A 12,299-nucleotide genomic window follows, 5' to 3' on the forward strand; every position below is an offset into this window, starting at 1 on the left:
CGCTGCGCCCGCCGCTCCGCCGCCGAAAGAAAGCGGCTCCGCCCGTCGGGACGCTCCCGCGCAGTGGAGCGTGTTCGGTGGCGTCCTGTTTACGGTGGTCGCGCTCGCGTGCGGGCTGCGCGCGGGCGGGGGTGCGGGAGCGGCCCTCGGGCTCGTGGCGGTGAGCGCCTGCTGCCGGGTGAGGCTCCGTCAGGCTGAGCGCTCCGCCGCTCATCTGACGAGGTGCGGGGCCCGTACGCCCGAGTACGCCCCGGCGCCCGGGCCGTCGCGAGGGCGCGGTGGGGGCCGTACCGCCCGGGGGCGTACACCCTGAGGACGTGACGCATACCCGCACACGCCCCCGTAGCTTTTCAGCCAACTTATCGGTCAACCGGCCGAGTGCCCCTTACCCCCGCCAACGCCCCGTCCGAGCAGGGTGGAAAGCCTCGGGCGGGTGTCACGCACCCTATGGGGATTGGCCACCGGCGAGCGGCGTACTTCCCAGCCGGGCCGCCAAGTGCAACGCTTCGTGATCGAATGCTTTACGCCACGTTGCCATGTCGACATAGTGGCCGGTGGCGAACAGGTCACGCGAGCACCGCGGGACACAGTAGATTCGATCATGACTGTCGTACGGCGGGGGACTCGTGCCGGACCGAGGGGACAAGGTGCAGGAGCGGAACGCCCGACAAGGACGGGGTGCGTCGAAGACCGAGGGGGGCTTAGCGCCATGAGCCAGGATGTCACTGTCGCACCGGAGGCGCCGGGCCGCAGGCTCTCGGGCCGCAGACGCCGCGAGATCGTCGCGGTGCTCCTCTTCAGCGGCGGCCCCATCTTCGAGAGTTCGATCCCGCTCTCGGTCTTCGGCATCGACCGGCAGGACGCCGGGGTGCCGCGCTACCGGCTGCTCGTGTGCGCCGGGGAGGACGGCCCGCTGCGCACCACGGGCGGTCTCGAACTGACGGCGCCGCACGGCCTGGAGGCCGTCTCGCGGGCCGGCACCGTCGTGGTCCCCGCCTGGCGGTCCATCACCGCCCCGCCCCCCGTCGAGGCGCTCGACGCGCTGCGCAGGGCGCACGAGGAGGGCGCGCGGATCGTCGGCCTGTGCACCGGCGCCTTCGTGCTCGCCGCCGCCGGTCTGCTCGACGGCCGTCCCGCCACGACGCACTGGATGTACGCCCCGACGCTCGCCAAGCGCTACCCCTCGGTACACGTGGACCCGCGCGAGCTGTTCGTGGACGACGGCGACGTCCTGACCTCGGCCGGTACGGCGGCCGGGATCGACCTGTGCCTGCACATCGTCCGCTCCGACCACGGCAGCGAGGCGGCCGGGGCGCTGGCCCGCCGTCTCGTCGTGCCCCCGCGCCGCACCGGCGGTCAGGAGCGCTACCTCGACAGGTCTTTACCGGAGGAGATCGGCGCCGACCCGCTCGCCGAGGTCGTCGCCTGGGCGCTGGAGCACCTCCACGAGCAGTTCGACGTGGAGACGCTCGCCGCGCGCGCGTACATGAGCCGCCGCACCTTCGACCGCAGGTTCCGCTCACTGACGGGCTCGGCCCCGCTCCAGTGGCTGATCACGCAGCGGGTGCTCCAGGCGCAGCGGCTCCTGGAGACCTCGGACTACTCGGTGGACGAGGTCGCCGGGCGCTGCGGTTTCCGCTCCCCCGTCGCGCTGCGCGGGCACTTCCGCCGTCAGCTCGGCTCCTCCCCCGCCGCGTACCGGGCCGCCTACCGTGCCCGCCGTCCGCAGCAGGAGCGTGCCGAGCAGCCGGCGTCGGCCCTCGCGGTCGAGCGGGTGCCCGCGCCCGGCGCGGTCCCCGCCCAGTTGCGGCGTCAGGGCGAGGAACGCGCGGAGGCTCTCGCGGGTCTGCCCGGGCGCGGCGTGCTGCCCAGCCAGCGGGAGCGTCCCGCGTAGGGCGTGCGCGCGTAGTCTGGGACATATGAACGATCGCATGGTGTGGATCGACTGCGAGATGACCGGTCTCTCGTTGGCGAACGACGCGCTCATCGAGGTGGCCGCGCTGGTCACCGATTCCGAGCTGAACATCCTCGGGGACGGGGTGGACATCGTGATCCGCCCGCCCGGGGAGGCGCTGGAGACGATGCCCGAGGTGGTGCGCGACATGCACACCTCCTCGGGCCTCCTCGCCGAGCTGGACGGCGGCACGACGCTCGCGGACGCCGAGGAGCGCGTGCTCTCGTACGTACGGGAGCATGTGAAGGAGCCGCGCAAGGCGCCGCTGTGCGGGAACACGGTCGGCACCGACCGCAACTTCCTCGCGCGCGACATGGCGGAGCTGGAGGGTTTCCTCCACTACCGGATCGTGGACGTCTCCTCGGTCAAGGAGCTGTCGCGCCGCTGGTTCCCGCGCGCCTACTTCAACGCCCCGGAGAAGAAGGGCAACCACCGCGCCCTCGCCGACATCCGCGAGTCGATCGCGGAGCTGCGCTACTACCGCGAGGCCGTCTTCGTCCCGCAGCCGGGACCCGACTCCGACACGGCGAAGGCCGTGGCCGCGAAGTACCAGCTCTCCTGACCCGTCCCCTCTCTCCCGGCGCTCCGGGCCGCCCGGGAAAAGGTGTGCGCGAGCACCCCCCGGAACCCTGTACACTTTTTCTCGGCCGGTCGGAAAAGCGCCGGTCATGGTGGGTGTAGCTCAGTTGGTAGAGCACCTGGTTGTGGTCCAGGGGGCCGCGGGTTCAAGTCCCGTCACTCACCCTCTCAAAAGAGGCCCCTCACCTGCGGAAACGCAGGTGAGGGGCCTCTTCGTCGTACGGGGCGGCCCGGTGCGCCCGCGCGGCCCCGGCCGGGGCGGGGCCGCGCGTCACGCCGCCGTGCTCACCACGTGAATCCCGGCTGGACCGGCATACACGCTCCCTTGTCCTCGCCATTGAGCACGGCGGCGGAGTCCGGGGCCTTCTTCGGCTGCTTCTCGGCGGGGTAGGCGGTGTCCTCGCGCCAGTCGGTGCCCACCAGGATCGTGAGGCGCGAGACGTCGGCGGACTTGCGCAGCAGATCGGCGGGGATGCCGAGGGCCTTCCCCGCGGCCTGGGCGTCGGCCTTGGGGACCGAGGCGGGGAAGAGGACGGCGGTCTCCTGGCCCGGGGTGCGCTGCGCGTTGATCTCCGCCCGCGTGTACCCCTTCGTCTTGAGGCGCGCGACGACCTGGCCCGCGCGTCCCCGCACGGGGGCCTCGGCCCCGGTCCCGGAGGCGTTGAGGACCTGGATGCCGAGCGAGGCGGCCGGGTGGGCGGGGGCCGGGGTCTTCCTGGGCGCGGGCCCGGCCCCGCCGCTGCCGTCGAGTGCCTGGTCCTTGCGGACGAGGGAGAGCAGCGCTTCGGCGTCGCCCGGCTTGGGAACGAGGCGGTTGTGGTCCTCGGACCACTGGGCGGTCGGCAGGGTCGTCATGGCGATGTGCTTGCTCGGGACCTTGCGGAGTTCGTTCGAGAGGTCGTAGAGCTTCTTGACCGTGTCGAGCCGGTCGTCGACCGTGAGGGCCTTCGTGGCGGTCTCGGCGAGCGAGCGCATCCTGCCGGGGTTGGTGAGCGTCGCGTTCTCGCACAGTTCGCGGACCATCGACGTCATGTACATGTGCTGGGCGTGGGTGCGGCCGAGGTCGGTGCCGTCCTCGAAGCCGTAGCGGGTGCGGAGCCACTGGAGGGCCTGTTCGCCCTTGACCGAGGTCGTGCCCGCCTTGAGGCGGAGCCCGGAGCCGTGTCCGTCGGGGGTGTGCGAGTAGGCGTTCTCCTTGACGCACACGGGGACGCCGCCGATCGCGTCGGCCATCGAGACGACGCCGGTGAAGTCGACCATGAGGAAGTGGTCGATGTGGGTGCGGGTCAGCGCCTCCCACGTGGCCACGGAGCAGCAGGGGCCGCCGTGCGCGAGCGAGGCGTTGGCCATGTCCAGGTCCTCGGCCGGGTAGGTCTTCTTCGTCTTCGGGTCGGTGCACTCCGGGAGCGGGATCATGGTGTCCCTGGGGAGGCTCACGACGGACATGTTCTTCCGGTCGGCCGAGAGGTGCAGGAGCATCTGCACGTCGGCGAGCGCGGCCCAGCCGACCTCCTTCTTCGCGCCGCCGAGCTTGAGGTTCCCGGCGTTGTTGCGGTCGTCGGAGCCGAGCAGCAGGATGTTCATCGGCGTCTGCCCCTCGGCGTTGGGCGCGGCCTTCGCGACGCCGTGCGTGCCGAGGTTGAGTTCGTCCTTCTTGATGTTGCCGTTGAGGTGCTCGTAGTACGCGTACCCGGCGGTCCCGCCGCCGAGGGCGAGCACCGCGACCGCGCCGGCCGACCAGCGCAGTGCGCGCCGGCCCTTCCTCGGCGTGGCCGTTTTCGTTCGCTGCCTGTGCCCGCCCGTCACCCGCGTCTCCCCCTCGTACCGCGCTGTCGCTTCCCCTGCCGCACCGTCGCTCGCCGTACCGCAGTGTCGCTTCCCGCACCGCGGTGTCGCTTCCCGCCGCGGTCATGGCATCCGGCGCGGGAAACCCGAGCGTACAGAACCCCCGTTCGAGGCCGAGCAGGGCCGGGGTGAGCGGAATGTTTCGGTCCTTTTCGGGGACGGACCGTTATTGACCGCGCATTGATCGGCTGCACCTATCGGCACGAACCGACTGATCGATTTCCCTGCTAGATCGGCTGTGTGGCACGCTGTGCCCTGTCCAACCCCGCACCATCGGAGGCTTTTGTGCTCACTGTCGGTGACCAGTTCCCCGCGTACGACCTGACTGCTTGTGTCTCGCTCGAAAAGGGCAAGGAGTTCGAGCAGATCAACCACAAGTCCTACGAGGGCAAGTGGCGCGTCGTCTTCGCGTGGCCGAAGGACTTCACCTTCGTGTGCCCGACCGAGATCGCCGCCTTCGGCAAGCTGAACGAGGAGTTCGCCGACCGCGACGCGCAGATCCTCGGCTTCTCCGGCGACTCGGAGTTCGTGCACCACGCCTGGCGCAAGGACCACCCGGACCTGACCGACCTGCCGTTCCCGATGATGGCCGACTCGAAGCACGAGCTCATGCGCGACCTCGGCATCGAGGGCGAGGACGGCTTCGCGCAGCGCGCCGTCTTCGTCGTGGACCCCAACAACGAGATCCAGTTCGTCATGGTGACCGCCGGTTCCGTCGGCCGTAACCCGAAGGAGGTCCTGCGGGTCCTCGACGCGCTCCAGACCGACGAGCTGTGCCCGTGCAACTGGAGCCAGGGCGACGAGACCCTGGACCCGGTCGCGCTCCTGGCCGGTGAGTGAGCCATGGCCCTCGACGCGTTGAAGTCCGCCATACCGGACTACGCCAAGGACCTCCGCCTCAACCTCGGCTCGGTCATCGGCAACTCGCCGCTGCCCGCGCAGCAGCTCTGGGGCACCGTGCTGGCCTGCGCGATCGCCTCGCGCTCGCCCAAGGTGCTCGCCGAGCTGGAGCCCGAGGCGAAGGCGAACCTCTCCGCCGAGGCGTACACGGCCGCCAAGTCGGCCGCCGCGATCATGGCGATGAACAACGTCTTCTACCGCACCCGCCACCTGCTGTCGGACCCGGAGTACGGGAACCTGCGGGCCGGTCTGCGGATGAACGTCATCGGCAACCCCGGTGTCGAGAAGACCGACTTCGAGCTGTGGTGCCTCGCGGTCTCCGCCATCAACGGCTGCGGCCAGTGCCTCGACTCGCACGAGCAGGTCCTGCGCAAGGCCGGTGTGGACCGCGAGACGGTCCAGGAGGCCGTCAAGGTCGCCGCGGTCCTCCAGGCCGTCGGTGTCACCATCGACGCCGAGGAACGCCTCTCCGCCTGAGCCGAAGCGCGGCGGGCACGCCGACCGTACGAGAGAGGGCCCCGTGGATGTCCACGGGGCCCTCTCTCGTACGTACCGGCGCGTCCGGCAGCGGGCTCAGTCGGCCCGGTGCGGTGCGGGTTCCGGGAGCGCGTCCGGTCCCGGCCCCGGGTCCTTGACCTTCTCGATGTCCGGCGGCCCGCTCTGGAACGGCGGGTCCACGCGGGCCGAGTAGCGGCGCAGATAGCCCACCACGGTGTTGAGCACGGCCACGAGCGGGACGGCGACGACCGCTCCGCCGATGCCCGCGATCATGCCGCCGGCCGCGACGGAGAGGACCACGGCGAGCGGGTGCACCCGCACCGCGCGCCCCAGGATGAAGGGCTGGAGGACGTGGCCCTCGATCTGCTGCACGAGCAGGACGACACCGAGCACGATGATCGCCGTCCACACCCCCTGCGTCACGAGCGCGACGAGCACGGCGAGCGCCCCCGAGACGACGGCGCCGACGAGCGGCACGAAGGCCGCCAGGAAGATGATCACGGCGAGCGGAACCGCCATCGGCACGTCCAGGACGTAGATGCCGATGCCGATGAACACCGCGTCGATGAGCGCGACGATCACCGTGCCGCGCACGTAGGAGGTGAGGGTGTCCCAGGCGCGCGGGCCCGCGCCCGCGACGCCCTCGCGGGCGGCGGCGGGGACGAGCTTGAGGAACCAGCCCCAGATCTTCTTGCCGTCGTAGAGCAGGAAGATCGTGGAGAAGAAGGCGAGGAGCAGGCCCGTGAACATCTCCACGATGACGGTGACGCCCTCGATGCCCGCCGAGGTCAGCTGATTGGTGTTGGTGCCGATCGCCTCGCGCAGGTTCTTCGCGATGTCGTTGATCTGCTTCTCGGTGACGTGGAAGGGGCTGTCGAGCAGCCAGCGCCGCAGGTCCTCGATACCGTCCTGCACCTGGCTGGAGAGCTGGTCGACGTTCTCCATGATCTGCCAGACCACGAACCAGCCCATGAGCCCCATGACGAGGAAGCCGAAGAGCGTGGTCAGCGCCGTCGCGAGGCCGCGCGGGACCCCGTGCCGGGTGAGGCGGGCCACGAGGGGCTGGAGCAGCGCGGTGATCAGGAGGGCGACCACGAAGGCCAGCACGATGAGACGCACCGCGCTGATGACCTTCATCAGCACCCAGACCGTCGCGGCGAGCACGAGGAGCCGCCAGCCCGCCTCGGCGGCGACCCGTACCCCCCAGGGGACGGCGGTCGCGGGCTCGGGGCGCGGGCGCGGCAGCGGACGGTAAGGGGGTGGGGGCTCGGTCGCGGCGGGAGCGCCCACCTCGGCGGGGGGACCCGGTTCCTCGGGTTCCTCCGCCGCTGTGCGTCTCTCGTCGAGTTTCTGCCCCAGGTGCGTGATCCGCGCGCTCGCGCGCCCGAGCCACTCCGGCTTCTTCGGCATGTACGTCCTGTTCCCCGTCGTTCCCGGACCACCCCCGAGGTCCTGGGGAAAGACCGTACACGGCGGAACCCCCCGCCGGGACGGGCGAGGGGTTCCGGGGTACGTGCGAGTACCGGGGTGCTCCGGGGCGGAGCGGCGGGCCGGCCTAGTACCAGCTGTTGGCCTGCCAGAAGGACCAGGCACCACAGGGGCTGCCGTAGCGGCCGTCCATGTAGTTGAGGCCCCACTTGATCTGGGTGGCCGGGTTGGTCTGCCAGTCGGCGCCCGCCGAGGCCATCTTGGAGCCGGGGAGGGCCTGGACGAGGCCGTAGGCGCCGCTGCCCGCGTTGGTGGCGCGGTAGTTCCAGCCCGACTCGTGGCTCACGATGTTGCTGAAGCACTGGAACTGGTCGGCGGGCACGATCTGGCGGGCCATCGCCTGGACGTCGCCGACCGAGTAGGAGCTCTGGACCGCGAAGGACGAGGCGTCGCGGGTCGCGGAGCGGCTGGCGGCCTGCTCCTTCTCCTTGGCCTCCTGCTCGCGCTGCTTGGCGAGCTCCTCGGCCTTCTTCTTCGCCTCCTCGGCCTTCTTGACCGCCGCTTCCTTCTTGGCGGTCGCGGCCTCGGCCGCGCTCTTGCGCGCCGCTTCCTCGGCGGACTTGCGGGCGCCGGCCTGGGCGGCGTCCGCCTGGGCGTCGGCCTGCTGGGTCAGCGTCGCGGTCTGTACGCGGGCCTGCTGGCCCGCCGGGATGTCCGCGAGGAGGGTGGCGTCTTCCGCCGCTGTCGCCTCGAAGTCGTTCGACGTCTGCTGGGGGGTGCTGCCCGAGGCAACGCCCACCACGGCTCCGACGGTGGTGACCGCGGTGGCCGAAGCCACCGCGAATCCCCGGACCGAGATCCGGCTCACACGGTTTCCTTCCAGCGTCGCCCGCTTAGGTGACCTCGCGGGCGCGATCGTGCCCCTGACACTGGCTCCCCCTTACTCGTGGTCACGGGAAGCACGGACCCGAGGGGCGCGGCCCGGCTGCTTCCTCACAGCGGGGCGCCCCGTGGAACACGGGTGGCACACAGCTTCTCTATTCAGTTGCGGGGCCCGGTGCCTCACCCGTGAAGAGGGTGTGGTGCCGGGGCCGTGGAGACACAAGCTGTGTGCGGGGCCTGACGGCTGAGAACTCTGCCGGAACTGGACGCCGCAAGGCAATTCTCCGTTGCGTGGGATAGGTCACACGCCGTTTGGGTGGTGTTTCTCGTGGATAAGGCCGCGCACACGGGCGCCGCCCGGCTAGGCTCCTGGGCCATCTGCCGGGCGGCGTCCTGGGGTCGAGCGGGGTTTCGGGTCAACTTCCCTGCTCAGAGGGCACGTTGACTCTCGTCTCTCACAGTTCGCGGTCCTCCAGGAGTTCGGTCACAAGAGCCGCGATCTGGCTACGCTCCGAACGGGTGAGGGTCACGTGTGCGAAGAGCGGATGGCCCTTCAGCTTCTCCACGACGGCCACGACCCCGTCGTAGCGCCCCACCCGGAGGTTGTCGCGCTGCGCGACGTCGTGGGTGAGCACGACCCGGGAGTTGGCACCGATCCGGGAGAGGACGGTGAGCAGGACGTTGCGTTCGAGGGACTGGGCCTCGTCCACGATGACGAAGGCGTCGTGGAGTGAACGGCCGCGGATGTGGGTGAGCGGCAGGACCTCCAGCATCCCGCGCGAGACGACCTCCTCGATGACCTGGCGGCTGGTGACGGCCGACAGGGTGTCGAAGACGGCCTGCGCCCACGGGTTCATCTTCTCGGACTCGCTGCCGGGCAGGTAGCCGAGTTCCTGGCCGCCGACCGCGTAGAGGGGGCGGAAGACCATGACCTTCTTGTGCTGGCGGCGCTCCAGGACCGCTTCGAGGCCCGCGCACAGCGCGAGCGCCGACTTGCCGGTGCCGGCCCGGCCGCCCATGGAGATGATGCCGACCTCGGGGTCGAGGAGCAGGTCGAGCGCGATCCGCTGCTCGGCGCTGCGGCCCTTGAGCCCGAAGACCTCGCGGTCGCCCCGTACGAGGCGGATGTCGCCCGCCGCCGTGACACGGCCCAGTGCCTTGCCGCGCTCGGACTGGAGGGTGAGGCCGGTGTGCACGGGCAGTTCCCCGGCCTCGGGGACGCTGACCCGCTCCTCCTCGAAGAGCCGGTCCACCTGCTCCCCGGTCAGGTTCAGCTCCGTCATCCCGGTCCAGCCGGAGTCGGTGATGGCGAGTTCCGCGCGGTACTCCTCGGCGAGCAGGCCCACCGAGGACGCCTTGATGCGCAGCGGGAGGTCCTTGGAGACGACGGTGACGTCGTACCCCTCGGCCTGGAGGTTGCGGGCGACGGCGAGGATGCGCGAGTCGTTGTCGCCGAGCCGGTACCCCGAGGGGAGCACCGAGGGGTCCGAGTGGTTCAGCTCGACGCGGAGCGTGCCGCCGATCTCGCCGACCGGGAACGGCTCGTCGAGCCGTCCGTAGCGCACCCGGTAGTCGTCCAGGAGGCGCAGGGCCGCGCGGGCGAAGTAGCCGAGTTCCGGGTGGTTGCGCTTGGCCTCCAGTTCTGTGACCACGACGACGGGGAGCACGACCTCGTGCTCGTCGAAGCGGTGCACGGCGTTGGGGTCGGCCAGCAGGACGCTGGTGTCGATGACGTAGGTGCGCCGGTCGGGCTTGCGGCGCTTCGTGCTGGTCACCACGGAGAGACATACCCCCTCGGACGAGGACGGGGAACGGCCGCTCCGCGCGTCCCCGGCCGGCTCACGCGGGCGTGCGGCGGCGGGGGCGGCGGGGCGGCCGGGGAACGGGGACCGGTCGGGACCGTGAAGGGCGCGAGGGGGGTGACCGCCCGGCCCGCGGGGCCGGTGGGGTGAAGACGTACCGCTCGGTCGTCCTGGCGCAAGGGCCCTCCCGGGCGGGCGGCACCCTGCCACCCGCTGAGATCCGGTGTCCGTGGGTCGGATACCGGCCTGGGGAAGCTATTCCCGGAGCGGTCCCCGGTCATGCGCGAGCGGCTGACGACACGTGGGGGAACAACGGGTGACGACGGGGGTCCCGGAGGCGCGCGGGACGGTGTGCCGGGGGCGCGGCGGGGGGCGCGGGGGGCGGCCTCGTACCGCCCTGTTCCGGCCCGGGGGCGGGGGTGTTCAGCCTCCGTAGCGGCGGTGCCGGGCGGCGTAGTCGCGCATCGCGCGCAGGAAGTCGACCTTGCGGAAGGCGGGCCAGAAGACCTCGCAGAAGTAGTACTCCGAGTGGGCGCTCTGCCAGAGCATGAAGCCGGAGAGGCGCTGCTCGCCGCTCGTGCGGATGACGAGGTCCGGGTCGGGCTGGCCGCGGGTGTAGAGGTGCTCGGAGATGAGGTCGATGTCGACGGCCTCGGCGAGTTCCTCGAAGCTCGTGCCCTTGCGGGCCGCGTCGTGCAGGAGGGAGCGGACGGCGTCGGCGATCTCCTGCCGGCCGCCGTAGCCGACCGCGACGTTGACCAGTATCCCCGTGTTGTCCGAGGTCGCGGCCTCGGCCTCCTTGAGGGTCGTACGGGTGTTGTCGGGCAGGATGTCGAGGGCACCCACGTGGTGGACGCGCCAGCGGCCGTCGGCGGCGAGGGCGCGCACCGAGTCCTCGATGATGCCGAGCAGGGGGATCAGCTCGGACTCGGGGCGGTCGAAGTTGTCCGTGGAGAGCATCCACAGCGTCACGACCTCGACGTCCGTCTCGGCGCACCAGCCGAGGAACTCCTCGATCTTCTCGGCGCCCGCGCGGTGGCCCTGCGCGGTGGTGCCGCCGGAGGCGCGGGCCCAGCGCCGGTTGCCGTCGAGGATGAGGCCGATGTGTTTGGGGACCTGCGCGTGGTCGAGGCGTCCTCGCACCCGCCGTGCGTAGAGTCGATACACGAGGTCGCGCATGTTCACGTCTGTCAGCCCCTCCGTGCGGCAGGCAATGCACTCCGGAAGGCGCCACCCTACCGCCGTTCGGGGGCCGCCCCCGACGCCGGGTCACACGGGTCTCACGTACTCTTCGCCCATGTCAGACAACGCCTTCTTCCAGGCGGCGGACGGCCGTTACGACACCATGGAGTACCGCAGGACGGGCCGCAGCGGCCTGCTCCTGCCCGCCGTCTCGCTCGGCCTGTGGCACAACTTCGGCGACGACCGCTCCCTGGACTCGCAGCGCGAGATCGTGCGGCACGCCTTCGACCTCGGCATCACCCACTTCGACCTCGCCAACAACTACGGCCCCCCGGCGGGGTCGGCGGAGCTGAACTTCGGCAAGCTCCTCGCCCAGGACCTCGCCCCGTACCGCGACGAGCTGGTCATCTCCACCAAGGCGGGCTACCGGATGACGCCGGGCCCGTACGGCGAGTGGGGCTCGCGCAAGTACCTGCTGAACTCGCTCGACGCCTCGCTGCGCCGGATGGGCACCGACCACGTCGACATCTTCTACTCGCACCGCTTCGACCCGGACACGCCGCTCGAAGAGACGATGGGCGCGCTCGCGAGCGCCGTCCAGCAGGGCAAGGCCCTGTACGTGGGGGTCTCCTCGTACTCCTCGGAGCAGACCGCCGAGGCGGCCCGCATCCTGCGTGAGCTGGGCGTTCCCGCGCTCATCCACCAGCCCTCGTACTCGATGATCGAGCGGTGGACCGAGAAGGACAGCCTCCTCGACACGCTGGAGACGGCCGGGATGGGCTGCATCTCCTTCGTGCCGCTCGCGCAGGGCGTGCTCACGGGCAAGTACCTGGGCGGCATCCCGGAGGGCTCGCGGGCCACGCAGGGCAAGTCCCTGGACCCGACGACGCTGACCGGGGAGCGGATCAAGAAGCTCAACGAGCTGAACGAGATCGCCTCCGGCCGCGGCCAGACCCTCGCGCAGCTCGCGCTGAGCTGGGTCCTGCGCGACGCGCGCATGACCTCCGCGCTCATCGGCGCCTCCTCGACCCGGCAGCTCGACGAGAACGTGGCGGCCGTGTCGGCTCCCGCGCTCACGGAGCCGGAGCTAAAGCGGATCGACGCGCTCACGGTGGAGTGGTGACGGTGAGCGCCGAGCCGAGCTGGTGCTGACGCCCGCCGCCGCCCGGCCCGACGGATCGCCCGGGGTGGCGTGACGAGGGGCTGAGGCGCGGCGAGGAACGAGGCCG

At 71.1% G+C, this 12,299-nt stretch carries 10 protein-coding genes and 1 tRNA gene; 6 read left to right on the plus strand and 5 right to left on the minus strand.

All coding sequences use genetic code 11. The annotated features are described in order from the left end of the window. The first annotated feature begins 709 nt into the window (after positions 1-709). The 3 genes from SSBG_RS08915 to SSBG_RS08925 all read left to right on the plus strand — a co-directional run bounded on the left by SSBG_RS08915 (position 710) and on the right by SSBG_RS08925 (position 2,698). Positions 710-1,894 (plus strand): helix-turn-helix domain-containing protein, encoded by a 1,185-nt coding sequence (locus SSBG_RS08915; RefSeq protein ID WP_008745855.1) that lies wholly within the window; start codon positions 710-712, stop codon positions 1,892-1,894. A gap of 25 nt (positions 1,895-1,919) precedes the next feature. Next, entirely contained in the window at positions 1,920-2,516 is a 597-nt protein-coding gene (orn, locus tag SSBG_RS08920) for an oligoribonuclease (protein WP_008745856.1), read from the plus strand. 109 nt (positions 2,517-2,625) lie between these two features. After that, positions 2,626-2,698: transfer RNA gene (locus SSBG_RS08925), tRNA-His, on the plus strand. A gap of 120 nt (positions 2,699-2,818) precedes the next feature. On the opposite strand, the gene SSBG_RS08930 is transcribed toward SSBG_RS08925, so the two are convergent. Next, positions 2,819-4,252 carry an LCP family protein gene (locus SSBG_RS08930; RefSeq protein ID WP_037871259.1) on the minus strand — a complete coding sequence of 478 codons (1,434 nt, stop codon included), beginning with the start codon at positions 4,250-4,252 and terminating at the stop codon, positions 2,819-2,821. A 411-nt stretch (positions 4,253-4,663) separates the two neighbouring features. Between SSBG_RS08930 and SSBG_RS08935 the strand changes: the two genes are divergently transcribed. Further along, entirely contained in the window at positions 4,664-5,218 is a 555-nt protein-coding gene (locus SSBG_RS08935) for a peroxiredoxin (RefSeq protein WP_008745858.1), read from the plus strand. Between the two features lie 3 nt (positions 5,219-5,221). Then, on the plus strand, positions 5,222-5,755 hold the full coding sequence (locus SSBG_RS08940; protein WP_008745859.1) for an alkyl hydroperoxide reductase: 534 nt from the start codon (positions 5,222-5,224) through the stop codon (positions 5,753-5,755). A gap of 96 nt (positions 5,756-5,851) precedes the next feature. Here the strand turns inward: SSBG_RS08940 and SSBG_RS08945 are convergent, their stop codons facing one another. The 4 genes from SSBG_RS08945 to SSBG_RS08960 form a co-directional block, all read right to left on the minus strand. Continuing rightward, positions 5,852-7,186, minus strand: coding sequence for an AI-2E family transporter (locus SSBG_RS08945; RefSeq protein WP_008745860.1), 1,335 nt, complete (start codon positions 7,184-7,186; stop codon positions 5,852-5,854). A gap of 145 nt (positions 7,187-7,331) precedes the next feature. After that, entirely contained in the window at positions 7,332-8,072 is a 741-nt protein-coding gene (locus SSBG_RS08950) for a lytic transglycosylase domain-containing protein (RefSeq protein WP_008745861.1), read from the minus strand. A gap of 469 nt (positions 8,073-8,541) precedes the next feature. Beyond that, positions 8,542-9,864 carry a PhoH family protein gene (locus tag SSBG_RS08955; RefSeq protein WP_008745862.1) on the minus strand — a complete coding sequence of 441 codons (1,323 nt, stop codon included), beginning with the start codon at positions 9,862-9,864 and terminating at the stop codon, positions 8,542-8,544. A gap of 447 nt (positions 9,865-10,311) precedes the next feature. After that, on the minus strand, positions 10,312-11,073 hold the full coding sequence (locus SSBG_RS08960) for an isoprenyl transferase (protein WP_037869300.1): 762 nt from the start codon (positions 11,071-11,073) through the stop codon (positions 10,312-10,314). 112 nt (positions 11,074-11,185) lie between these two features. On the opposite strand from SSBG_RS08960, the gene mgrA reads away from it, so the two are divergent. Next, positions 11,186-12,193: an L-glyceraldehyde 3-phosphate reductase gene (mgrA, locus tag SSBG_RS08965; protein ID WP_008745864.1), complete on the plus strand. Its 1,008-nt coding sequence runs from the start codon at positions 11,186-11,188 to the stop codon at positions 12,191-12,193. Positions 12,194-12,299: the final 106 nt, after the last annotated feature.

It is taken from the genome of Streptomyces sp. SPB074 (genome assembly GCF_000154905.1).
In the GTDB taxonomy this organism is placed as follows: domain Bacteria; phylum Actinomycetota; class Actinomycetes; order Streptomycetales; family Streptomycetaceae; genus Streptomyces.

What these genes read in the sequence shown, in the direction of transcription:
- SSBG_RS08915 (WP_008745855.1), top strand. Translation starts at nt 710, where the DNA reads ATGAGCCAGGATGTCACTGTCGCACCGGAGGCGCCGGGCCGCAGGCTC.
- orn (WP_008745856.1), top strand. Translation starts at nt 1,920, where the DNA reads ATGAACGATCGCATGGTGTGGATCGACTGCGAGATGACCGGTCTCTCG.
- SSBG_RS08940 (WP_008745859.1), top strand. Translation starts at nt 5,222, where the DNA reads ATGGCCCTCGACGCGTTGAAGTCCGCCATACCGGACTACGCCAAGGAC.
- SSBG_RS08945 (WP_008745860.1), bottom strand. Translation starts at nt 7,186, where the DNA reads ATGCCGAAGAAGCCGGAGTGGCTCGGGCGCGCGAGCGCGCGGATCACG.
- mgrA (WP_008745864.1), top strand. Translation starts at nt 11,186, where the DNA reads ATGTCAGACAACGCCTTCTTCCAGGCGGCGGACGGCCGTTACGACACC.